A 23937-nucleotide genomic window follows, 5' to 3' on the forward strand; every position below is an offset into this window, starting at 1 on the left:
TCACTGTACTTTCACCGCAATTATTCCGGAGTTGAATAGCAAAAATGGAAAGTAAAGTTTCCCAGTCTGGAAACAATGCGAATAATCGCGGCGATAATGCGGTTCTGGCGCTGAGTAATATCGACTTAAAATTGCTGCGGGTATTTAAATGCGTAGTGGAAGCCGGCGGATTAACCGCTGCCAGTCACGAATTAAATATTGGCCTGGCGGCGATCAGTAAACAGGTTTCTGACCTAGAGATTCGGCTGGGCATGACGCTGTGCAGCCGCGGCCGTGAAGGTTTTGAGCTGACGCAGTACGGCATCAATGTTTATCAGGCCACGCTGGAGCTGTTCGTATCGCTCAACCTGTTTCGCGAGCGGCTGCACAATAGTCGCAACGAGCTGCTGGGCGACATCGCGATTTGCGTGGTGGATAACACCATTAGCGATCCGCACTCACCGGTCACCAGTGCGGTGCAACAGTTGCACCAGAAAGCGCCAAAGGTGCAGATTCGTCTGCAGACCGCACAGCTGGATGATATTGAACGCGGCATAAGCGAAGGGCGTTTTCATTGCGGCATTGCGCCCGTGTATGAAATGAAAAATGAGTTTGATTACTTCGAACTTTATAAAGAATACGCAAAATTATATTGCGCTGCGTCACATCCTCTCTATTGCGGATCTTGCGATAAAAATATTTCGGTGGATGTATTACGTCAGCAGAAAATTATTAATCATTTATATGTTACCCCACGCGATGAACGCCGCCTGATTCCGGTGCAGGAGAGCGGTGTGCAGGCGGTGCAGGTGGAATCGGTGGCCATGCTGATTTTAACCGGTCACTTTATTGGATATTTACCGGAACATTATGCCGCTCCGTTTATTGCCCGCGGACAATTGTGTGAGCTGGGCGATGACACGCTGCGGCGCGAAACCGCATTTTGTCTGGTGATGAAGAAAGGCCGGAAAATAAATCCGATCATCCGGCTGTTTATGCAGGCGCTGGGGTTGAGCGATGCGGCGGCGGCGCACTGATTTGGTGCGTGTGACCGGGTTTCTGCTGGCACGGGATGGGAATGTGCACGCTGATGCCCTCACCCCGGCCCTCTCCCACCGGGAGAGGGAGACGCAGCCTGCAGAAAGGGAGAGGCAGCCTGTGGACAAGGGAAACGAAACGCGGCGTCCGGTAACAGCAACCAGAACGCTTATGTCAGCCGCTTATACATCACCGTGGTAGCATCCAGCTCGCCGGCCGTGGATTCGGCATAGTACGGAATCGAACCCGCCACCTGCCAGCCGAGCGACAGATAGAGCGCGCTGGCCACATCGCCGCTGCGCGTATCCAGCACCAGCAGCGTTTTTCCCTGCTGCTGCGCCAGCTGTTCGGCACGTAACATCAGACGGCGCGCAATGCCCTGACGTCGCGCACGCGGATGCACCAGCAGCTTGCTGATCTCCGCGCGATGGCGGCCGTTGGGCATACTGCTGAAGCCCAGCATCACCGTGGCCACTATCTCGCCCGCTTGCCAGGCCACCAGCAGCTGGTTATCGCCGCTCGCCAGGCTGTAAATTTTGTCCTGCCAGAAACGCGCCATCACTGCGCGATCGTCTGCGTCAATGAAGCCGACGCTGGCACCGTCTGCCACGCAGCCGTGCAGCACCTCACACAGTGACGCCAGCAGCGGCTGCGCCTGGGTGGCGCTGAGAGAGTCGATTTCAATCATGGTTTACACACCACCAGAATGTAGCGCGCGCCGCCTTCGGCATGCGCCTGAAAAGAGGAACGTCCGCTGAGATGGAAACGCAGGCAATCGCCGGCCTGAAGCGTCCAGCTCTGCGTCTCCATGGTGAGGGTCAGCTCGCCCGACTGCAGCCAGATGTGCTGTTCCAGCCCCTGTACCGGCGGCGCATCATAATCAATGCGCGCGCCTGGACGCAGCACGCCCTCCACCAGCTCCGCTTTAAACTGACTGGCCGGCGGCGAGACGTTGCGCCGCTGGAAGCCGCTGAGCGTGTCCTGCCAGACCGGCTGCTGCTCCGCTTTCAGTAGCAGCGCCGCTTCTTCTTCTACTTCGCTGAGCAGTCGCGACATGGTTAAACCGTAGGCCACGCACAAGCGATTAAGCAAAGCGGCGGTAGGGCTGGTCTCGGCGCGCTCAATGCGCGACAATGATGCCCGGCTAATGCCGGTTGCCAGAGCCAGTTCATCCAGCGACCAGCCGCGCTGCAGGCGTAATTCCGCCAGACGTGCCGCAAGCCGATCTTCCGTATTTAGAGCAGACATCTTCAACCTCTCATTTTCGGGAAATAAATCTCACATAAGAGATAAAGCCCGAAATCGTGCAGTGGGTCAAGTTGTACAATAAAATAATCATTGTACAAGCTCACTCTGGCGGTTAAGGTGTTGTTATGCAGGTCAGAATTTTAGAGGATGCCATGGCCTTATACAGTATCGGTGATGTTGCCGAGCGCTGTGGAATTAACCCGGTAACCCTGCGCGCCTGGCAGCGTCGTTATGGATTGTTAAAGCCGCAGCGCACTGAGGGTGGTCATCGACAATTTGATGATGAAGATGTTCAGCGGATCGAAGAGATCAAACGCTGGATAGAGAGCGGTGTGCCTGTTGGCAAAGTCAAAGCCCTGCTTGAAGGAGAGACCTTCAACGTGCATGACGGCTGGACGGCGCTGCAGGAAGAGCTGATGAGCGTGCTGCGCCACGTGCGCGCCTCCAAACTGCGCACCAAAATCGCCACCATTGGCCGTGAACACCCGGTCGATGCGCTGATTGACCACGTTTTTGTACCGGTACGCCAGCGTCTCGGGCTGGATCAGAATACCGCCCGCACCATGTGCAGTCTGCTGGACGGCGCGCTGATTGATTATGTCGCGTTCTGTCTGGCAGGCGCGCGTAAAAAAGCCGGCAAAGATGCCTTAATGATTGGCTGGGGCGTAGAAGATCGCACCCGCATCTGGCTGGAAGCCTGGCGCTTAGCGCAGCAGGGCTGGCGCATTGATGTGCTGGCGGAACCGCTGGATATGCCGCGTCCGGAGCTGTTTCCCGGCCAGCATCTGTTTATCTGGACCGGTAAAAAGCCGACGCGCCGCCAGCTGGAGCAGTTTGAACACTGGCAGGCTCAGGGCTTCTCGATTCACGTCCACGAACCCACCTGAAAAATCGCACATGCGGCCTTTGCCTTACCGCATGTGCGCGTTATCATGCCGCACTTCATGACTTTTCTCAGGTTTACCTATGAACTGGAATAAAATTCTCATTGGCACCCTGTTTGCCATCATGGCGATTGGCGGCATGGGCGGCATGATGCTGGTTGGCTACAGCCTTATTCTGCATACCCACTGAGTGCGTGCTGCAACCGCTCCAGCAGCCGGTCGCAGATCAGCGCCAGCAGCGCCACCAGCAGCGCGCCCTGAATCACATAGGCGGTATTGAAGCCGCTCAGACCGATAATCACCGGCGAACCCAGACTCTCCGCTCCGACGGTTGAGGCGATGGTCGCGGTGCCGATGTTGATCATCACAGAGGTGCGCACGCCTGCCATAATCACCGGTGCCGCCAGCGCCAGCTCTATCTGCCACAGACGCCGCCACGGTCCCATTCCCAGACCGACGGCGATCTCACGGCTGCTGGCCGGAACGCTGTCCAGTCCCGCCAGCGTGCCCTGCAGAATCGGCAACAGCCCATACAGAAACAGCGCCATCACCGCCGGCGCAGCGCCAAAGCCCATGACCGGCACGGCAATCGCCAGCACCGCCACCGGCGGAAAGGTCTGACCGGCAGCCGCCAGCGTCTCCAGCAGCGGGCGGAACGCCCTGCCGCCGTGACGGGTAGCGAAGACCGCACAGCCAACGCCCACCACAATCGCCAGCGCGCTGCCGCTGATCACCAGCAGCAGATGGGCCAGCGCCAGCTGCCAGAAACTCTCCTGCAGGTACAGCGGACGCTCCAGCTGTGGAAACCAGTGCGCAAACAGCGGCGCACTGTGCGGTAACCCCCACAGCAACAGCAGAAATATCCCCAGCAGCCAGTAGAGCGGATCGCGCAGCACTCGCATCAGCCCGCCTCCTGCTGTCGCAGCAAATCGCTAAAGTGCAGCACGCCCAGCGGCTGCTGATGCTGATCGACAACCGGTAATTTGTCGGTGCGGCGCGCAATAAACTGCGACAGCGCCTCGCGCAGCGTCAGCCCGGCGGCGATCGGTTCCGCCTCCAGCCACTCACCGCGTCGTGCCGCACTGCCGGCCCGCCCCAGCGCCAGCAGACGCACGCCCAGCTCGCTGCGGCCAAAGAACTGGCGCGCGAAATCACTGGCAGGCTGCGTCAGCAGGTCAATCGGCCGTCCCTGCTGCACAATCTCTCCGCCGTCCATCAGCACCAGCTGATCGGCGAGGGTTAACGCTTCGTCGATATCGTGCGTCACCAGCACCACAGTGCGCCCCGACAGCTGCTGAATGCGCAGCATCTCCTGCTGCAGCGCCTGCCGGTTGACCGGATCGAGCGCGCCGAACGGTTCATCCATCAGCAGCAGTTCCGGGTCGGCCGCCAGCGCGCGCGCCACACCGACACGCTGCTGCTGGCCGCCGGAGAGCTGGTGCGGATAGCGCGACGCCAGCTGACTGTCGAGATTGAGCAGCGCCAGCAGCTCCTCAACCCGTGCGGCAATTTTTTCCCGCGGCCAGCCGAGCAACGACGGCACGGTGGCGATATTTTTGGCCACATTCCAGTGTGGAAACAGGCCGATGGACTGAATGGCATAGCCAATGCGCCGCCGCAGCGCGCGCGCATCCATCTGCTCGATCGGCTCACCGGCAAAACGGATTTCGCCGCTGTCATGCTCAACCAGCCGGTTAATCATCTTCAGCGTGGTGGATTTACCCGAGCCGGACGTGCCGATCAGCACGGTAAAACTGCCCTTCTCAATCTTTAGCGACAGGTTGCGAATCGCCTCTTTACCGGCGAACGCTTTGCTCACCTGATGAAATTCAATCATGTCCTCTCTCCAGCAGCGCCGACAGCAATCGCAGCAGCGCATCGAATATCACCGCCAGCGCCACCACCGGAATCACGCCCAGCAGCACCAGATCCAGCGCGCTGCTCAGCAGCCCCTGAAACACAATGGCGCCGAAGCCGCCGGCCCCAATCAGTGCGGCGACCACCGCCAGCCCGACGGTTTGCACCACCACCACGCGCAGTCCGGAGAGCCACACCGGCAGCGCCAGCGGCAGCTCGGCGTGCCAGAACTGCTGCCAGCCGCTCATGCCCATGCCGCGCGCGGTTTCACGCACCTCCTGCGGCACCTGCTGCAGCCCCGCGACCACGCTGCGCACCAGCGGCAGCAGTGCATACAGCACCAGCGCAATCAGCGCCGGCGCGACGCCAATCCCGCTGATACCGAGGCGCGCCAGCTGCGGAAAATGCGCCGCCAGTCCGGCCAGCGGTGCAATCAGCAGGCCAAACAGCGCCACGGACGGCACTGTCTGGATCAGATTCAGCACGCTGAAGGCGGCATGTTGCCAGCGGGCGCGACGCGCGATGGCGAGTCCCAGCGGCAGACCAATCAGTAAGGTGGGCAGCAGCGTGCCGCCCAGCAGCAGCAGATGCTGGCTGAACGCGGCGTTAAAGACGGCGGTGCGATTGCTGTACTCTTTCAGCAGCGACAGCGCGTCCAGCTGACCACTCAGCAGCAGTATCAGCGGCGGCAGCCACAGTTGCAGATTAAGCAGAATACGCAGCGGCGTCTGCTGGCTAAGCTGGCGAATCGCTTCGGCGGCCAGCAGCAGCGCTAATCCTGCCGCACACCATAGGCCGCTGCCCAGCGCGGTACGCGCCAGCGGGCTGCCGCTGCGGGCCAGCTCACTGGCGGCGTGGCCGCCGATGCCAATCAGCAGGGCGAACAGTAGCTCCGCGCCCAGCAGCTGCGCCAGCGCCGCGCCGCGACCTGGCGGCCACCACAATCCCAGCCATAGCCATAACAGCGGCAGCAGCAGCAGCCAGCCCGCCGTTACCTGCCAAAGCATCAGCGGCTGTCCGGAGACCAGCCGGTTGGCCGCATAGCTCAGCAGCGGTAGCGCTCCCAGCGCCAGCGTGATCAGCAGCGTCAGCACCAGCAGCACCGGCTGCTGGCGCGGTCGGTTTATCCGTGACAGCACCGCTTACAGCAACTTATTCTGCTGCAGCCACTGCTGCGCCACCTGGCTGGCGTCCTGACCGTCAACGGCGATTTGCGCGTTGAGCTGCTGCAGGGTTTTCTCATCCAGCTTGCTGAATACCGGCTGCAGCCAGTCGGCAATCTGCGGGTACTGTTGCAGCACGCTGGCGCGGATCACCGGCGCGGGCGCGTAAATCGGCTGTACGCCCTTCGGGTCGCTCAGGGTTTGCAGGCCGAGCGCCGCGACCGGGCCGTCGGTACCGTAAGCCATCGCCGCATTGACGCCGGACGTTTGCTGGGCGGCCGCTTTGATGGTAACAGCGGTGTCCCCGCCGGCCAGCGACAGCAGCTGTGACTGGCCCAGCTTGAAGTTGTAGGCTTTCTCAAACGCCGGCAGCGCATCGCTGCGCTCGATGAACTCCGCCGACGCCGCCAGCTTAAAGGTGCCGCCTTTTTTCAGGTAAGCGCTGAGATCGTCGAGGGATTGCAGGTTATTCTGCTGCGCGACATCGCCGCGCACCGCAATGGTCCAGGTGTTGTTAGCCGGTGCTGGCGTCAGCCACACCAGATGATTTTTCTCTGCATCGAGCTTTTTCACCTTCTCATAGCCCTGCTGCGCGTTTTTCCACGCCGCGTCCTTCTCATCATTGAAGAAGAACGCCCCGTTGCCGGTATATTCCGGATAGATATCCAGCTCACCGGCGGTGATTGCGCCGCGCACCACCTGCGTGGTACCGAGCTGGATTTTATTCACGGTTTTTACCCCATGCTGGTTCAGCACCTGCAGAATGATGTTGCCGAGCAGCGAACCTTCAGTATCAATCTTGGAACCTACCTTGACCGGGTCCGCTGCCTGCACGGCCCCGACACTCATCGCGAATGCGATCATCCCCAATAAACCCTGCTTAATCATGGCGCTTTCCTCAGCATTATTTTCTTTCAGTGATTATCAAGCGTAGCCTGGCGAAACGGGATGGGTGCGGTCAAGCGGCGCAATTCGTTCTTTTTCTGCTATCCGTTGCCGGTTTTATAGAACGCTTTGGTTGCACTTATAACCAAATAGAATTTTTCACATCCGTGGCGCGGCTTATGCTCATAGCCCCCACTCTTTACAATAAATCACACAACATCATGTCCGACTTAACTTCTTCGGCGCACGTGGCGCTGGCAGGGAATACGCCGCAGGGCGATACGCAGTGGATTCGCAGTGCAGCCGACGTGACGCGGCTGGTCAATAACAGTAACGCCTCGCGCAGCAATGCGCGCATCGTCATCGCCATTGCGCTGGGCGGGGTTTTTCTCGACGCCTACGATCTCGGTGCGCTGGCCTTCGGTATTAAAGATGTCACGCGCGAATTCAATCTGACGCCCGCCGGCACCGGCATGGTGGCGTCGGCTATCACCTTTGGCGCGATTGTTGGTGCGCTGATCGGTGGCTATCTCACCGATAAAATTGGCCGCTATCGGGTCTTCATGGCCGATATGTTCTTCTTCGTGGTGGCGGCACTGGCCTGTGCCTTTGCGCCGAACGAGTACGTGCTGGCGGCGGCGCGCTTTGTGATGGGGCTCGGCGTCGGCATCGATCTGCCGGTGGCGATGGCGTTTCTGGCGGAGTTTTCCCGACTGCGCGGTCAGGGCAATAAGGCCGCCAGCGTCGCGATGTGGTGTCCCACCTGGTACGCGGCGATCAGCATCTCCTATCTGCTGGTGCTGCTGCTGTATGCGGTGCTGCCAGAGAGCCATACTGACTGGCTGTGGCGGCTAATCCTCGGCTTTGGCGCGGTACCGGCGCTGTTGATCATCGCCATCCGCAGTCGTTACATGAGCGAATCACCGATCTGGGCGGCAAATCAGGGCAACCTGCAGGGTGCAGCGGCAATCCTGCGGCGGTCGTATAACATCAACGCGGAGGTCGCGCAGGATGCCGATCTCACTGCCGTACAGCCAGTACGTAAAGCCAGCTGGCGCAACTACGGCGCGCTGCTGCAGGGCGTTTACCGCCGCCGAACGCTGCTGGCAACGATAACCTCGATTGCCTCGTCGTTCGCCTATAACGCCGTGGCCTTTGGCCTGCCGGTGATCATCTCCAGCTTCCTCGCGCAGTCGATGCTGACCACCATTCTGGTCTCGCTGGCGCTTAACCTGCTGTTTGCGTTTGTCGGGGGGCTGCTGGCGGTACGACTGGTGCCGCGGCTGGGCGCATGGAAGATGTCGGTGGCCGGTTACGCCTGCCAGTGTGCGGCGCTGCTGGGCCTGGCGCTGATTGGTCGCCCGGCCGGCGGCGAGGAAGCGGCCCTGGCGATTGCCATGCTGGCGCTGTTCCTGTTCGGTCAGGGGTTTGGTCCGGGTTCGCACACCATGACGTTTGCCTCGCTGAGCTATCCGGCTTCGCTGCGTGGCGTGGGCGTCGGCTTTAACCAGACGCTGATGCGCGCCAGTTCGACGGTATCCCTGTTTGTGTTTCCGCTGCTGGTGGCGGCGTTCGGCACCGGCGTGTTCTGGGTGATCCTGCTCGCACCGCTGGCTGGATTACTGGCGCTGCTGGCGATTCGCTGGGAACCGTCAGGCTATGATGTCGATGCGGAAGATTTTCAGTAAGCGGATAACGCCTCAGCGATGAGGCGTTGGCTCAGGCGGTGAGGCGGAAATCGCCCAGCGTGTTGGGGATGCGCGGAAAAGTGTGCAGGAACCACGGCGTGAATTTTGCCGGATTGTCGCGCATCTCCTGCTGAATCTGTTCGACTGAGCGGTAACACCAGTCGTCAGCCTCATCAAGGTTGAGCACCGGCACTTCGTCACTGATGGCGAAAAACACGTGACCGTACTCATGTTCGATCAGACCGTTGCTGAGCGGCAGGTTATAGCTCAGTTCAAACACCGGCGTTAACGCCAGATCCAGTCCCATCTCTTCACGCAGGCGGCGCTCAGCCGCATCGCGCGTCGGCTCCTGCGGGTAGGGATGGCTGCAGCAGGTATTGCTCCACAAACCGCCGCAGTGATACTTGCTTTGCGCCCGGCGCTGCAGCAACAGTTCATGGCGCGAATTGAACACGTAAACCGTTACCGCACGATGCAGCAATCCTTTCTCATGCACTTCCAGCTTTTCCATCTTGCCGGTGGGACGATCGAGGTGGTCAACGAGGATAACTTCAATGGCGGGCATGACAACTCCTTCGGAAAAATCCCCACTATTGTACACAATAGCGGAAGCGGCAGCGGAGAAAATCGCGCACATTCCGTGCGCTGGCGCGATAAGCAGTAAGCTTAGCAGCCAGCAGATAATTCAGCAGAAAAAGGCGGGGAAAAGCGTGACAGCGGCGCAAAAAACGCGCCGCTGTGCTCTCTGACGGGATGAATTACAGTTTGAAGCCGTGCACCACCTGCTCAAGCTGCACGCTCTGCTCTTCCATGGCGCGCGCCGCTGCCGAGACCTGCTCCACCAGCGCCGCGTTCTGCTGGGTGCTGCCGTCGAGCTGGGTAATCGCCACGTTCACCTGTTCGATCCCCATGCTCTGCTCACGGCTGGCGGACATGATTTCGCTCATCAGCGTTGTGACGCTGCTGACGCCCTGCATCAGCTCGTCCATGGTTTGTCCGGCCTGCTCCACCAGCTGGCTGCCGGTGTCGATATTGGCCACCGACTCTTCAATCAGCTTTTTGATTTCGCGCGCGGAGTTGGCGGAACGCTGCGCCAGATTGCGTACCTCCGAAGCCACCACGGCAAACCCGCGGCCTTGTTCACCGGCGCGTGCCGCTTCTACCGCCGCGTTGAGCGCCAGAATGTTGGTCTGGAAAGCGATGCTGTCGATGACGCTGATGATATCCACCACCTTACGCGAGGAGTGATGGATTTCGCCCATGGTGCTGACCACCTGACGCACCACTTCACTGCCGCGCGCCGCGACCTGAGACGCGCCATCTGCCAGCTGGTTGGCGTGCGTGGCGTTGTCGGCGTTCTGACGCACCGTGCCGGTCAGCTCTTCCATCGACGCGGCGGTTTGCACAATGGAACTCGCCTGCGATTCCGTCCGCGCCGAGAGATCAGCGTTGCCGCTGGCGATTTCGCGTGAAGCTGCGGTAATCGCCAGTGCGCTGTCGCCCACCTGGCGCATCAGCCCTTGCAAATGGGCGATGAACTGGTTGAAGCTTTGCGCCACAGCGTTGAATTCCGGGCTATTGCTGGCTGGCAGACGCTGCGTCAGATCCGCACCACCGGTCGACAGCGCTTCGATGTTTTGATGCAGCAGATTCAGGCGTTTCATCATCGCGCGGACAAAGCCAAGCAGCACCAGCAGCAGCAGAATCGCCAGCGGGATCTGGACCAGGCCGAGACGGGTCAGCATGCTGTGCGTCTGCGCATCCAGCAGCGCTGACGGCACGTCGCTGGCCAGATACCACGGGCTGCCGGGAATGGCCTGCAGGAACAGCGTGTGCTCACCATCTTCTCCGCTGAAGGTGGTTTGCGACGGCTGAGAACCGGCCTGTGCCAGCAGCCCTTTCAGCGCCGCCGCCATTGGCAGCTGGGTATCAGCCAGATTTTCCAGCTTCGGCGTCCCCTCCAGCAGCGCGGCATTGCCGACCACTTTGCCGTCCGCTTCGACAATCAGTACGCGACCATGAATCGCCTCACCCATCTGCTGCGCCAGCTGGTTGAAAAAGCCGAGCGTGACGTCAATGGTTGAGACGCCCCACACAGTGCCGTTACGGTAAATCGCCATGGCGCAGTTGGTGCGCGGCTGCGGGCTGGCGGCATCCTGATAAGCCTTCGCCCACGCGCACTGGCCTTTTTCTGCGGCCATGCCATCTTTGTACCACGGCTGCTCCCAGTATTTGTCGGCAGCATCGGAGTTCCAGTAGGTGTTGACCTGCAGCTGGTTGCTGGCGTTACGCGCAAAGAACGAGCTGTCTTTCTCTTTCGCCGGATCGCGCCGGTTAGGTAACGGCCAGATACCGCCGCCGAACACGTTGCTGTCCTGATACTGGTTAACCAGCGCCGGCAGCAGCGTATCAATGGCGGCGCTGTCCATCACGCCCGCCGCTTCGGTAATCGCACGCTGCTGCGCCTGCACGCGGTTCATCTGCTCGACGATACGTCCGGCGAGACCATCCACCTCATAGCGCACCAGCCGGCTTTCGTTCTGGCTAAGCTGTGGCGCGATGAACTGGTTGATCACCAGGACGGTGACCAGCATAAGAACAACGAAGAATGCGACTAAGGTCGCGGTGAAACGGGATTGTGTGGTTTTTAACATCGGTGTGCCCTTACCCTGGTGTGGCGAGTTGCCTGATCGAGGTTAACGGCTTGTTACAGAGGAACTTGAGGTGCGCCAGATCACAAAATGATTAACTGATTGAATAGCGTGATCATAAGAGCGCTTATTGTCACTGGCCTTACCCTGCTGTTCCTCAGCAATGAAGAGACTGCAAAGAATGAAACGTAACGCTAGGGTGCTCCTGACCAGGCATTAACGATTAATCCTGCGCCGGAAATAAACAGAATGACGTCTATCAGCACGGCAAATTGTGTGACTGACAGTCTCTGGACTATCACCTTCGTGCTCAGGGTGCCCAGCATAATGCCACTGCCCACTAACACACCGGTGAGCACAATCTGCATTGAGAGCGCCTGCTGGAAGGCAAACGCACTGACCTTGCTGAAATATAACAGCAAGGCGCTCGATGCTTCCGTGCCAATAAATGCGCCACGACTCAATCCATAGGCGGTAAAAATCAGCACGCTCACCGGTCCGGTGGAGAGAGCCAGTCCGGTCAGAAAACCCACCACGCCACCACAAAGCCCTAACTGCTTTATCGAGAGTGTCCAGTGACTGTTTTTCAGGTTGCGTCTGACCAAAATCATCACCCAGAAAAACAGACCCAGCGCGCCATCAATGATCCAGGCGGGTAAAGAGAGCAGCACATGCGCGCCTAACGACGCAGCTGGCACGCCAGGCAGGCTATAGGCCAGAGTGGCGCGCCAGTCGATTTCACGCCACCAGACCGCGATGCGCGAGAGATTTCCCAGGATTGCGGCGATAGCCATGACCGGCATCGCCACTTTGGGGCCGAAATTGCTGACCATCAGCGGCAGCAGCAATAACGAAGAACCGGTGCCGATGATGCCACTCAGCGCTCCGGAGAGGATCGCGATCAGCGTCACAAATAGATAATCACCCACTGACTTTCCTCATTTTCAACGGCAAAGCACGCATCTTAATGAGGGCAATTCGATCATAATATCGATAAATATTGCCCACCACTGATACTAAAAGTCACAGATGAAAAAACGTAACCTGCCGCCGTTGAATGCATTGCGGCTGTTCGAAACGGCCGCGCACGCCAACAGCCTGAGTGACGCGGCTGAGGAATTAGGGATGACTCACGGTGCCGTTAGCCGTCAGATCAAATTGCTTGAAGAGTGGCTGGGACAACCGTTATTTGAACGCCAGGGACAACGCAGCGTGGCGGCGGAACATGCCCGGGCTTTTGCCGCAGAGATCAGCACCGCTTTTGACATCATCAGCGATGCTGCGGTGCGCTTTGGCAAAACACCCAACACCCGCACGATACGCGTCAATGCGCAAACCACCTTTGCGATGCACTGGTTGATCCCGCGCCTGCCGGCATTCCATAGCCAATATCCTGACATTGAAATCTCGGTATCCACCTCAAACAGTTCGGAGGTGAAAGGGCTATCTGGCTTTGACGTATTGATTCGCCGGGATGCGCTGAACAAACCTGAATGGCGTTACTTTGAGAAGAAAGCGTTATTTGAGGAAAAGCTCACCCTGATTGCCGCGCCGAAACTGTTAGCCAGAAAAGCGCTGAACACCCCTGCAGACCTGGCGGCTCACGTTGTCGTGTTATCCAGTACGCGGTCAGGCGAGTGGGAACGGTGGATGAAGCAGGCTGGCGTCGGCGAGGTGCGCCCGGAACGTTTTCAGCGATTCGAACACAATTATATCAGCCTGCAGGCGATTATTGATGGCGTCGGTGTGGGTATCGGTGGAATACAAATGCTGGGACATGATCTGCAGGGCAACCGGCTTGTCACCCCGTTAGCTATTGAGGCGAAGGGGAGCCGCTACGTGGCGTTAATTGCGCCTGATGTGGACAAATCATCCTCGCTAAACCGCTTTGTCGCATGGCTGGAACGGGAAGCATGCGCTTAATACCCGCCTGGTCGCTGCCAGAGGGGTATGTCGGGGCTTTTTCGGCAGGCACTACGGTGCGGACTCCACCACTTCCTGGCGCGGACGGAACACATGATCGCTGCCCTGCGCCAGCAAACGCTGCAGCAGCTGCTGGCCGCCGCGATCGTCCGCCTGGGCAAACAGCCGCTCGGCTTCGGTGATCGGCGTCGCCCACAGCAGATTTGGCCGATCGCCGTCGCGCTTCGGCAGCCGCAGTTGCGCGTTTTCGCCCGCCAGCCCGTTGGCCAGCAGGAAGCTTTCAAAGCCGACCGGCGCAACTTCCGACGCCAGCGTGTGCCCTTCGCCAATCCACGTCAGCCGCGCCCACGGCAGATGAGCAAACTCCGCCAGCGCGCTGGCCATCTGTACCGCGTTGGCCTCGGTCATCACTTCACCATCCACCGCCATCGCCAGCTCTACACGCCGGTACTGCGGTGCCAGCTCGTCAAACAGGTAATCCACCTGCGGCATCGGCCGGATACTCATGCCGAGCGTGAAGAAATACCACACGCCGTTATGCCAGTGCTGCGAAATCGCCATCGGCGGCCAGTTGCCCTGATCGATGGCGTAATATTTTACTGACTCACCAAACTGCGCCTGGTAACGTTGCAGCAGCTCGCTCTGCACGCGATCCCACTGCTGGCCATCGTGCCAGTCACGCCAGAAATGACGCTGCTGTTCGGCGCGCGCGTAGTAATCGTTGGTGGAGGCTGAACCGAGCGGCGCGGTGAGACGGTTTTCTTTGATGCAGCCCGCCGAGAAGCTGACCTGCTTATCCTGATACAGGCTCCAGCCGGGGATCACCGCCAGCAGCTGGCCGTAATACCACAGCGCGGCACCGTCGTCGCTGGGCTCCCACAGAATCTGCAGGCCGGCCGGATCGAGCATCGGCTCCGCTTCCAGCGTGCGGCAATAGCTGGCGCTGAGCAGCGGCGCAATACCCTGCTCCATCGCTTCGCGATCTTCCTGCGCCGGTGCCGGCAGCAGATTGCGCAACCAGCAGCCGCGCACGGCGTACTGACTGCGGAACAGGTCGTTCGGCCAGATATAAAAATAGGCGGTACGCGCATCCTGTTCGACGATGGCGGTTAAAGTGTGTTGCTGATTCGGCACCTCAGCAATCAGAGGTTGGTGTGTCATAACGCCTCGACAATGCCTGGAGGGATCCATTTTCCCCGAGAATAGAGCAGGATCGGCACTCGCGCCATGTGACACAAGGGTAAAACTCTCAAAGTGCGCCAGGCCATCGTTCAGCCTGGCTTAAGAATGGTGGGGGCAGCGGCGGCGAAGCTTCAGATTTTTTTGCGATTCATTTACCGCTTCGCATGCTATTGTCAGCGCACTCTTCTGTTGCGGAGCTGTCGTCATGGTGCTGCAAACCCTCGATCTCAATCTGCGCGAAATCGTGATTCTCGCCCTGCTGCTGTGGCTGTTTGTCCGCTATACGTGGGTGATGGCAGCCCTGACGCTGAACGTCGGTGCCATCGCGCTGCTGGTGCTGCTGCCGCTGGATATCTACTACACGCTGGTGCCGCTGGCGCTACTGGGCGTTGGCCTGGGCATGCTGCTGCATCACTATCAGCAGCGCCAGCTCCTGCTGAAACGCGAGGCGCGCACGCCGCGTAGCTATACCAGCAAGCAGGATGAATTTCACCTGTAACGCGGATCGCGCCCCATGCGCTGCATGGCACGCGCCCAGGCGCCACGCTGGATTGACCAGCGCAACAGGGCGGCAATCAACGCGATCTGCTTATCAATCCGCCATTGCGCCACTGGCCCGATCGGCTGTTGCATCAGCTGTTGCGCCCAGTCGGGCAGCAGACCACAGCCAGCCCGCAGCATGACGCGCATCGCCGGTTTCGCCTGCCAGCTGGGTGCTGGCGCATTAAGCAGCAGCTGCATCACTTCGTGAGTGCGCGCATCGTAAACCAGCTCTGCCCGCATCGCCTGTAAATAGGCCTCAACCGCCTCTACGCTTTTCGGCACCTGCTGCGCACCAAGCGCTTCCGCCACCCGCGCCGCTTCGGCGTAATAACGATCGCGATCGGCGAGGCTGAGCTGTGGATTTTTGTAGCGCAGATGCGCGGCCAGGAAGCGGCTGGTTTCTGCAACGTGCACCCAGGTAAGCAGATGCGGATCGCTGGCGGCATAGGGTTTGCCGGTGTTATCGATGCCGGTGACGCGCAGATGGATGCGTTTGACCCGCTCAATCAGCGTATGCGCATCGGCGGTGTTGCCGAAGGTGGTGACCGCGATGAACTGGCTGGTGCGCCGCAGCCGGCCGAGCATGTCCTGGCGGAAACTGGAGTGATCCCACACGCCCGCCAGCGCCGCCGGATGCAGCATCTGTAGCATCAGCGCGCTGATGCCGCCGCACAGCATCGCGGGAAAGTCGCCGTGCACCTGCCAGATGATGTGGTCAGGACCGAACAGGCCGGGATCGCCCGGCGGTTGAGAGATGTCAAATTCGTTGAGCGACAGGCCGTTAAGGCGAAAGACCTGCTGTTCGATGCGGTGGCGGAGATTCATCATATTGACGCGTCAGGCTGGTTAAGCTGGTCGGCATGAATGCCGACCCTACAATGTCACGTCAGCATAACATGTACAGGTTGATCTGGTCGGCATGAATACCGCCCCCGGAATGCTACGACAGCATAACCTGTAGGGTCAGCATTTATGCTGACCCTAAGACTCACAAATAATCGAACTGCGCATCCTGGGTTCTGACTGAATCCAGACCGATCATCACGTTGAATTTGCCCGGCTCGGCGACGTGCTGCATCTTCTGATTCCAGAACTTCAGCGCATCGACATCAATCTTAAAGCGCACGGTCTGCGACTCGCCGGCCTTCAGCATAATGCGCTGGAAGCCTCGCAGCTCCTGCACCGGACGGCTGATACTGGCAACCGGATCGTTCAGGTACAGCTGCACCACCGTGGCACCATCGCGTTTGCCGGTATTCGTCACCGTCACGCTGGCTTCCACCGTGCCGTTACGCGGCATGGTCGGGACAGACATCTTCACCGGCGACACGCTGAACTGGGTATAGCTCAAACCGTAACCAAACGGATAGAGCGGACCGTTGACCGCGTCGTAGTAGTGCGAGGTGTACTTGTTCGGCTTCTCGAAATTGTACGGACGGCCGGTTGGCAAATGATTGTAATAAATCGGAATCTGTCCGACCGAGCGCGGGAATGACACCGGCAGTTTGCCCGATGGGTTGTAATCACCGAACAGCACATCGGCGATGGCGTTCCCGCCCTCGGTACCGCTGAACCAGGTCTCCAGCATCGCATCCGCCATGCGGTCCTCATTTACCAGCGCCAGCGGACGGCCATTCATCAGCACAATCACCAGCGGTTTCCCGGTGGCTTTCAGGGCCGCCAGCAGCTTCTGCTGGCTCGGCGGGATCACCAGATCGCTGCGGCTCGACGCTTCATGCGCCATGCCCTGCGCCTCGCCCACTGCCGCCACTACCACGTCCGCTTTTTTCGCCTGCGCGACCGCTTCGTCAATCAGCTGCTGCGGCGAACGGGCATCGACGCTGACCGCCTGCTCATACAGGTTGAGGAAGTTCTGGATACCTTTGTTATCAGAAATATTGGCCCCTTTGGCATACAGCACGGTGCCTTTGCCGGCCATGGCGCTGCGCATGCCCTGCAGCAGCGAGACAGATTGCTTCGCCACACCCGCAGCCGACCAGCTGCCCATGATATCGCGCTGACTATCGGCCAGCGGTCCCACCAGCGCCACGGTGGCCTCTTTCTTCAGCGGCAGGGTTTCATGCCAGTTTTTCAGCAGCACCATACTGCGGCGCGCCACGTCGCGCGCTTCCGCCCGGTGCAGGCGGCTTTCCGCATTGGTGTCCTGCGGATCGCTGCCTTTCGGACCCAGATGGCTGTACGGATCGTTGAACAGGCCCATGTCATATTTAACGTTGAGCACGTGACGGGCCGCATCGTCGATTTCCGCCATGCTCACCGCGCCGCTTTTCACCAGTCCCGGCAGGTATTTGCTGTAATACTCGTCGCTCATACTCATGTCGATACCGGATTTCAGCGCAATGCGCACGGCATCCTGCGGATCGCTGGCGACGCCGTGTTTGATTAACTCTTTGATGGCACCGTGATCGCTGATGGTGATGCCTTTGAATTTCCAGTCGTTGCGCAGAATATCTTTCAGCAGCCAGCTGTCGGCGGTGGCCGGGGTGCCGTTCAGCGAGTTGAGCGCCACCATCACGCCGCCGCTGCCGGCATCCAGTGAAGCTTTATACGGCGGCAGATAATCCTGGAACAGGCGCTGCGGGCTCATGTCGACGGTGTTGTAATCACGACCGCCTTCCACTGCGCCGTAAGCTGCAAAGTGCTTAACGCTGGTCATGATGGCGTAGCGGTCAGCGGCGCTCTTGCCCTGCATGGCTTTGACCATCGCACTGCCCATCTGCGAGGTGAGATAGGTATCCTCGCCAAATCCTTCAGAGCCGCGGCCCCAGCGCGGTTCGCGTGACACATCCACCATCGGTGCCCAGGTCATGTTGAGGCCATCGTCTGCCGCTTCATAGGCGGAGATGCGTCCCACTTCGCTAACGGCTTGCAGATCCCAGCTGGCGGCGAGGCCAAGCGGAATCGGAAAAATAGTGCGCTGGCCGTGCACCACATCATAAGCAAAGAACAGCGGCACCTTCAGGCGGCTGAGCTGCATGACCTGATCCTGCATGGCGCGGATATCCGGACGCGTTACCGTATTGAAAATCGCCCCGACCTGGCCGTGCTGAATCATGTCGCGAATCGCCTCTTTTGGCGTATCCGGACCGACGCTAATCAGGCGCATCTGCCCGATCTTTTCATCCAGCGTCATTTTGCTCAGCAGCTGATTAACAAAGGCGTCGCGCGCCTGTTCCGTCATTGGATGGGGGCCGAACAGGTCGTCCGCAAACGCGGGTTGCACGGCAAGGGAAACAGCGAGGCTAACAGAGTAAATCCATTTCATCAGGTCGGGTTCTCTTAAGTAACTGCGCAATATCGAAATAACCGGGGCAGTGTGCCACAAGATGAGGATAGCAGGTAGCCGCCATTGTCACACTGCGCCCCCGTGGCCGACGCGTGCTACAGTAGAAACGCCACGTTAACGACAAGGATAGGCTAATGAATAACAACACCTCACACCCTGCCCTGCTGTCCGAGCTGCGCCGTCTGGTCGGCGCATCACAGCTGCTGACCGACGCGGAGCAGACCGCACGCTATCGTAAGGGTTTCCGTTCCGGCGAAGGCGATGCGCTGGCGGTGGTTTTCCCCGGCTCGCTGCTGGAGCTGTGGCGCGTGCTGCAGGCGCTGGTACAGGCCGATGCCATCGTGCTGATGCAGGCCGCCAATACCGGCCTGACCGAAGGTTCAACGCCCAACGGCAACGATTACGATCGCCCGGTGGTGATCATCAGTACCCTGCGTCTCGACAAACTGCAGCTGATCGACGGCGGCAGGCAGATTCTCGCCTTCCCCGGCAGCACACTGTATCAGCTGGAGAAAACCCTCAAACCGCTCGGGCGCGAGCCGCACTCGGTGATTGGCTCCTCGTGCATCGGCGCCTCGGTGCTGGGCGGCATCTGCAATAACTCCGGCGGCTCGCTGATCAAACGCGGCCCGGCCTACAGCGAAATGGCGCTGTTTGCGCAGGTGGACGCCGACGGCAAGCTCCGGCTGGTCAACCATCTGGGCATCGACCTCGGTCATTCGCCGGAAGAGATTCTCGGCCGGCTGGACGACGAGCGCTGGCAGCCGGATGATGTGCGCTGGGATGCGCGCCACGCGTCCGACCACGAATACGCCGAGCGGGTGCGGGACATTCACGCCGATACGCCGGCGCGTTTCAACGCCGACCAGCGGCGCCTGTTTGAGGCGTCAGGCTGCGCCGGCAAACTGGCGGTGTTTGCCGTGCGGCTCGACACCTTCCCCACCGAGCCAAAGCAGCAGGTGTTTTACATTGGCACCAACGACCCGGCGACGCTCGGCGAGCTGCGTCGCCACATGCTGGCGGAGTTTACCCATTTACCGGTCGCCGGTGAGTACATGCACCGCGATATTTTCGACATCGCCGAGGTCTACGGCAAAGACACCTTTGTGATGATTGATAAACTCGGCACCGACAAGATGCCACTGTTTTTCACCCTCAAAGGCCGGGTGGATGCCTGGCTCAGCAAGCTGAGCTTCGTTAAGCCGCACCTGACCGATCGCCTGCTGCAACGCATCAGCCGCTGGTTCCCGGCGCACCTGCCGAAGCGCCTGAAGCAGTATCGTGACAAATACGAGCACCACCTGATGCTGAAGATGTCCGGCGACGGCGTGGCCGAAGCGCAGGCGTATCTGCAGGAGTATTTCCGCGAAGGCGGCGGTGAGTTCTTTGCCTGCGACGCCAAAGAGGGCGCGCACGCCTTTCTGCATCGTTTTGCCGCAGCCGGTGCCGCCGTGCGCTATCACGCGGTGCACGCTGACGAAGTGGAGGATATTCTGGCGCTGGACATTGCGCTGCGCCGCAACGATCAGGAGTGGTTTGAGCGCCTGCCGCCGGAGTTTGATAACGATCTGATTCATCGCCTTTACTACGGCCACTTCTTCTGCCACGTGTTTCATCAGGATTACATTGTGAAGAAAGGCGTAGATGCCCATGCGCTGAAGGAGAAGATGCTGGCGATCCTCGCGGCGCGCGGCGCGGAGTATCCGGCAGAGCATAACGTTGGACATCTGTATGCGGCCAAACCGCAGCTGCAGGCGTTTTACCGCCAGCTCGATCCGACCAATACCTTTAACCCGGGCATCGGGAAAACCAGTAAGCAGAAAGGCTGGGCGGTGAAAGCCTGAGTCAGATCTGCCGGACCCGTAGCGGCGCGATTTATCGCGCGGGTTTGCTGCATCAGAGGCAAACCTTAGCGCAATGAATTGCGCCGCTACGGTCTCATGCCATTATGGCAACGCTTCACCTTCATTCTGCGGCGCCGGCAGCGCGCGGCGTTCGATGATCATGGTCTGTGGCGTCGACAGCACGATGCCCTCTTTACGCAGGCGCGTCAGGATATCGAACAGCAGATCGCTTTTCGCACCGGAAATCTGGCGCTGGCTGGCGACGTTGCCGGTCACGCTCAGCACAATGCCGGCCGGCGTCAAATCTTTAAACGAAACCGACGGCTCCGGCGTTTCGAGAATACGCTCGTTTTCACGATAGACGTCCAGCAACAGTTCACGCACCTGCACCGGATCGATATCCAGCGGGAAGGTCAGCTGAATCGTCACCACGCCCTGCGCATTGCCCATGGTGGCGTTACGCACGTTCTGCGAAATCAGCTGCGAGTTCGGCACAATCACCGTAGATTTATCGCCCAGCTGAATCTCAGTCGCACGCACGTTAATACGGCGAATATCCCCTTCGATACCGCTGATGCTCACCAGATCGCCGACCTTCACCGGACGCTCGGTCAGCAGGATCAGACCGGAGATAAAGTTCTTCACAATCTCCTGTAAGCCGAAACCGATACCCACCGACAGGGCGCTGACGATCCACGCCAGCTTGTTCCACTGCAGCCCCATAATCGACAGCGTCAGCAGGATAATCAACACGTAGCCGATATTGCTGAACAGCGTCACCAGCGACACGCGCATGCCGATATCCATGGTGGTCTTCGGCAGGAACTCTTTGTCCAGCCAGCGCCGCACCGAGCGCAGCACGTAGATACCCACCACCAGACACAGAATGGCGTTCACCATGTGCGCCGGCACAATGTTGAGCGACTCCAGCCCTTTGCCACCCCAGAACTCAATGACTTTCTGGATCAGCTCAATCGGCGTGGACGAGGCAAACGTGCCGTTGAGCAGCGCCAGCGCGACAAATGCCACCAGCAGAGTTTTCCCCACGGCGCTGAGCAGCGTTGCGGCCTGCTGCAGATAGCGCTCGTCAATATTCAGCGAGGTCTGCAACCGCTTGCCGGTCGCGTTGTTGGTGGAGAACAGGCTTTCACAACCGTCGTTGATCAGATGACTGAGGAAGTAGAACGAGCCAAACAGGATGCCGCACCAGATCACTTCATAGCTGAGGAAGCGCGCCAGCGTGACGTAGCCGACAATCAGCGAAACCAGAATCGCCACGGCGGTGACCGTCAGCGCCAGCTGCACCAGGCCGACGACTGTGGGACGCGCTTCCGGCGGATTGCCGGCCTGCGCCATGCGACGACGCACGCGATTGGTGCGCATGCTGATCGCCAGCCCGGTGCTGCCAATTAGCAGCGCCGTCAGACCGTTGGCAAAAATGGTGGTGTTCAGGCTGGTGCCGACCGTGTAGTTAAACGACTCGGCGGTCTGGAAGATAAACACCAGCGCGGCGGTAATCGGCGGGAACGGCTTCAGCGCCAGCGCCACTTCACTGGAGATACTCGGCAGACGCCAGCTTGGACGGCGCGTTGACAGGAACGCGCGGCCGAGACCGGCGATCAGTCCGCAGTAAACGCTGAGCTGCACCAGACGGCTGATAAAATCCTGCACGTCGCTGGACACTTCATCGCGGCGCACAAACGCCAGCGAGAGAAAGTTAAAGGTCAGCACCACGGCCGCCAGCGTGGTCAGCGCAATCGCCGCCGCGAGGAAGCTGCGGCGCAATCGCCCTTCCGGCAGTTTGTGAATGCTGACCCACGCCAGAAACTCTTCGCTGTAGCGCCGGCCCAGCGTCATCACCAGCAGCGCCGCCAGCAGCCAGCCGACCGTGCCCACGCGCCAGCCTGGCTCCCACGACAGCGCGGCGGTGTCCTGCAGTTCGCTGATAAAGTCGCCAATTTTTTCGCCATCCAGGTCCTGACGGCTGAACAGCGGTGACCAGAAGCGTGGCCCTAAAATACTGCCGGAGTTGAGCGCCAGCTGGCTTTTCAGCTGATCGCGCCGCAGGTTGACGATCTGCGAGGACAGTACCAGCGCCCCGTTTTTGATGCCGTCGGCCTGCTTGATCTGATCATCCAGTTTGCCCTTCTGATTCTCCAGCGCGGCGCGTTTGCGCGTCACTTCCGGCGTCTCTTTCACGCCGCTGTCCGCCTTCGGCGCCGGGCCGAGCACCGCCAGCTGCGCATCCAGCTGCTGACGCTGCGGAATCAGCGCCTGGCCGAGGGTTTCCGCGTTACCTGACAGCTCCAGCGCCATCTCATTGAGCTGGTTGAGCTGGTTTTCATTGGTATCGCCAGACACCTGGCCCTTAATTTTGTCGAGGATCTTCTGCATCTTTGGCAGCTCGACCGCCGGATTGACCTTCGGTGCCGCATCGTCTTCCTGCTGCGCAGCCGCGGCGTTGTCATCCGCATAGCTCAGTGCCGGCGTCAGTAGCACCAGCAGCAGCAGGAACGGGGTAAACAGAGAACGAAACTTGAACATATGAGTGAGATTCCAGCGCAATAACAGCCTATAAACGCAAGGTTGACCGTGAATGGTCGCCAGTGTAGGACTTTGCCGTCAGGGAAACTATAGGAATGGTGGCGTAAAACATTGGTGCTAACGATAAGAAATTTTGTTCATTTAAGCGCCGTTGACCGTCAGTCACGCGCCACCACAATACACGGCGCACTCCCTTGCGCCGCTACGCTGAGTAACAGGTTGCGTTACTCCACGTCCGCACTGCTGGCAAGCTGCGACGCTTTCTGCTTTTTGTACGCCAGCGCGGCCGCCGGCACCGGCGCCGCCTTGCCGGTTTCCAGCCAGTCGCGCAGGCGGTTGGCATCGGCAAAGTGGGTATATTTGCCAAACGCATCCAGCACCACCAGCGCCACCGGACGGTTATTAATCATGGTACGCATTATCAGGCAGTGACCGGCCTCGTCGGTGTAACCGGTTTTGGTCAGCTGAATGCGCCAGTCATTTTTGTACACCAGATGGTTAGTGTTGCGGAACGGCAGCGCGTAGCTGGGGTGTTTAAACACCGCCGTCTCCTCTTTGGTGGTGCTCAGCTGACCAATCAGCGGATACTGGCGCGTGGCCTTCAGCAGCTTCACCAGATCTTCCGCACTGGAAACGTTATGCAGCGACAAACCGGTCGGCTCTACGTAGTGGGTGTGCGTCATGCCGAGCGCGCGCGCTTTGGCGTTCATAGCGCGGATAAAGGCGTCGTAACCGCCGGGATAGTGATGCGCCAGGCTGGCCGCCGCGCGGTTTTCCGAGGACATCAGCGCCAGCAGCAGCATGTTGCGGCGGCTGATTTCACTGTTGAGCTTCACGCGCGAGAATACGCCGCGCATTTCGGGCGTCTGGCTGATATCCACAGACAGCATTTCGTCCATCGGCAGCCGGGCATCCAGCACCACCATCGCAGTCATCACTTTGGTGATCGACGCGATAGGCCGCACCCGATCCGGATGGCTGGAAAACAGCACTTTGTTATTATCGAGATCGACAATCAGCGCGCTGCCGGAGGCGATTTGCGGCTGGGCAATCGGCGCCAGATCGGCCAGTTTTGCTGCGGCGGCGAGCGCCGGAGTCATCGCAGCTGGCGCGGCGACAAACAGCGCCAGCGACAGCAAAGAAATACGCATTTTTACAGACATCGTGTCAAAAAAATCCGGTGAGGAGGTTTGCGCTGTGT

General features: G+C 59.7%; 21 protein-coding genes. 7 read left to right on the top strand and 14 right to left on the bottom strand.

Features of this window, described 5'->3' with window-relative positions; all coding sequences use genetic code 11:
- The first annotated feature begins 44 nt into the window (after positions 1-44).
- Complete coding sequence (locus AC6I79_RS13045; protein ID WP_021508451.1) at positions 45-1016, top strand: LysR family transcriptional regulator; 972 nt, start codon at positions 45-47, stop codon at positions 1014-1016.
- A gap of 170 nt (positions 1017-1186) precedes the next feature.
- Here AC6I79_RS13045 and AC6I79_RS13050 read toward each other — a convergent pair whose 3' ends face one another.
- On the bottom strand, positions 1187-1705 hold the full coding sequence (locus AC6I79_RS13050) for a GNAT family N-acetyltransferase (RefSeq protein WP_021508452.1): 519 nt from the start codon (positions 1703-1705) through the stop codon (positions 1187-1189).
- Positions 1702-2265 (bottom strand): helix-turn-helix domain-containing protein, encoded by a 564-nt coding sequence (locus tag AC6I79_RS13055; protein ID WP_058757823.1) that lies wholly within the window; start codon positions 2263-2265, stop codon positions 1702-1704. The genes AC6I79_RS13050 and AC6I79_RS13055 overlap by 4 nt, the downstream gene beginning before the upstream one ends.
- Positions 2266-2417: 152 nt before the next feature.
- Here AC6I79_RS13055 and AC6I79_RS13060 point away from each other — a divergent pair, with 152 nt between their 5' ends.
- A complete protein-coding gene (locus tag AC6I79_RS13060; RefSeq protein WP_031279872.1) occupies positions 2418-3152 on the top strand; it encodes a MerR family transcriptional regulator in 735 nt (244 codons plus the stop codon).
- A gap of 79 nt (positions 3153-3231) precedes the next feature.
- Positions 3232-3339 carry a YohO family small membrane protein gene (locus AC6I79_RS13065; protein ID WP_021508455.1) on the top strand — a complete coding sequence of 36 codons (108 nt, stop codon included), beginning with the start codon at positions 3232-3234 and terminating at the stop codon, positions 3337-3339.
- On the opposite strand, the gene AC6I79_RS13070 is transcribed toward AC6I79_RS13065, so the two are convergent.
- From AC6I79_RS13070 to osmF, 4 genes are read right to left on the bottom strand one after another with little or no spacing between them, the layout of a single operon-like run.
- Complete coding sequence (locus tag AC6I79_RS13070) at positions 3320-4051, bottom strand: ABC transporter permease (protein ID WP_159378340.1); 732 nt, start codon at positions 4049-4051, stop codon at positions 3320-3322. The genes AC6I79_RS13065 and AC6I79_RS13070 overlap by 20 nt on opposite strands.
- A complete protein-coding gene (locus AC6I79_RS13075) occupies positions 4051-4986 on the bottom strand; it encodes an ABC transporter ATP-binding protein (protein ID WP_021508457.1) in 936 nt (311 codons plus the stop codon). Before AC6I79_RS13075 ends, AC6I79_RS13070 begins: the two co-directional genes overlap by 1 nt.
- Complete coding sequence (locus AC6I79_RS13080) at positions 4979-6145, bottom strand: ABC transporter permease (RefSeq protein ID WP_159378341.1); 1167 nt, start codon at positions 6143-6145, stop codon at positions 4979-4981. The genes AC6I79_RS13075 and AC6I79_RS13080 overlap by 8 nt, the downstream gene beginning before the upstream one ends.
- A gap of 3 nt (positions 6146-6148) precedes the next feature.
- Positions 6149-7057: a glycine betaine ABC transporter substrate-binding protein OsmF gene (osmF, locus tag AC6I79_RS13085; RefSeq protein WP_058780854.1), complete on the bottom strand. Its 909-nt coding sequence runs from the start codon at positions 7055-7057 to the stop codon at positions 6149-6151.
- A gap of 218 nt (positions 7058-7275) precedes the next feature.
- Between osmF and AC6I79_RS13090 the strand changes: the two genes are divergently transcribed.
- Entirely contained in the window at positions 7276-8742 is a 1467-nt protein-coding gene (locus tag AC6I79_RS13090; protein ID WP_159378342.1) for an MFS transporter, read from the top strand.
- Between the two features lie 31 nt (positions 8743-8773).
- Here AC6I79_RS13090 and idi read toward each other — a convergent pair whose 3' ends face one another.
- From idi to AC6I79_RS13105, 3 genes are all read right to left on the bottom strand, one after another.
- A complete protein-coding gene (gene idi / locus AC6I79_RS13095; protein WP_058757829.1) occupies positions 8774-9307 on the bottom strand; it encodes an isopentenyl-diphosphate Delta-isomerase in 534 nt (177 codons plus the stop codon).
- 193 nt (positions 9308-9500) lie between these two features.
- The gene (locus tag AC6I79_RS13100; protein ID WP_058769488.1) at positions 9501-11396 is read right to left on the bottom strand and encodes a methyl-accepting chemotaxis protein; all 1896 of its coding nucleotides are present in this window, start codon (positions 11394-11396) and stop codon (positions 9501-9503) included.
- A 191-nt stretch (positions 11397-11587) separates the two neighbouring features.
- The gene (locus tag AC6I79_RS13105) at positions 11588-12322 is read right to left on the bottom strand and encodes a sulfite exporter TauE/SafE family protein (protein ID WP_498027325.1); all 735 of its coding nucleotides are present in this window, start codon (positions 12320-12322) and stop codon (positions 11588-11590) included.
- 100 nt (positions 12323-12422) lie between these two features.
- On the opposite strand from AC6I79_RS13105, the gene AC6I79_RS13110 reads away from it, so the two are divergent.
- Positions 12423-13316, top strand: coding sequence for a LysR substrate-binding domain-containing protein (locus tag AC6I79_RS13110; RefSeq protein WP_104187070.1), 894 nt, complete (start codon positions 12423-12425; stop codon positions 13314-13316).
- Between the two features lie 51 nt (positions 13317-13367).
- Here AC6I79_RS13110 and AC6I79_RS13115 read toward each other — a convergent pair whose 3' ends face one another.
- Entirely contained in the window at positions 13368-14477 is a 1110-nt protein-coding gene (locus AC6I79_RS13115) for a suppressor of fused domain protein (protein ID WP_021508468.1), read from the bottom strand.
- 226 nt (positions 14478-14703) lie between these two features.
- On the opposite strand from AC6I79_RS13115, the gene AC6I79_RS13120 reads away from it, so the two are divergent.
- A complete protein-coding gene (locus AC6I79_RS13120; protein ID WP_021508469.1) occupies positions 14704-14997 on the top strand; it encodes a hypothetical protein in 294 nt (97 codons plus the stop codon).
- On the opposite strand, the gene AC6I79_RS13125 is transcribed toward AC6I79_RS13120, so the two are convergent.
- On the bottom strand, positions 14988-15869 hold the full coding sequence (locus AC6I79_RS13125; protein ID WP_021508470.1) for an oxygenase MpaB family protein: 882 nt from the start codon (positions 15867-15869) through the stop codon (positions 14988-14990). The two genes, AC6I79_RS13120 and AC6I79_RS13125, sit on opposite strands and share 10 nt — an antisense overlap.
- Before the next feature lie 160 nt (positions 15870-16029).
- Positions 16030-18327: a beta-glucosidase BglX gene (gene bglX, locus AC6I79_RS13130; protein ID WP_498027326.1), complete on the bottom strand. Its 2298-nt coding sequence runs from the start codon at positions 18325-18327 to the stop codon at positions 16030-16032.
- Positions 18328-18482: 155 nt separating this feature from the next.
- Between bglX and dld the strand changes: the two genes are divergently transcribed.
- The gene (gene dld / locus AC6I79_RS13135) at positions 18483-20192 is read left to right on the top strand and encodes a D-lactate dehydrogenase (RefSeq protein ID WP_058781288.1); all 1710 of its coding nucleotides are present in this window, start codon (positions 18483-18485) and stop codon (positions 20190-20192) included.
- A 102-nt stretch (positions 20193-20294) separates the two neighbouring features.
- Here dld and AC6I79_RS13140 read toward each other — a convergent pair whose 3' ends face one another.
- Together AC6I79_RS13140 and pbpG are read right to left on the bottom strand one after the other, a co-directional pair.
- Positions 20295-22736 (bottom strand): DUF3772 domain-containing protein, encoded by a 2442-nt coding sequence (locus AC6I79_RS13140; protein WP_498027327.1) that lies wholly within the window; start codon positions 22734-22736, stop codon positions 20295-20297.
- Between the two features lie 224 nt (positions 22737-22960).
- Complete coding sequence (pbpG, locus tag AC6I79_RS13145; RefSeq protein ID WP_058769479.1) at positions 22961-23899, bottom strand: D-alanyl-D-alanine endopeptidase; 939 nt, start codon at positions 23897-23899, stop codon at positions 22961-22963.
- Between the last annotated feature and the right edge of the window lie 38 nt (positions 23900-23937).

Source organism: gamma proteobacterium symbiont of Scutellera amethystina (assembly GCF_059730845.1).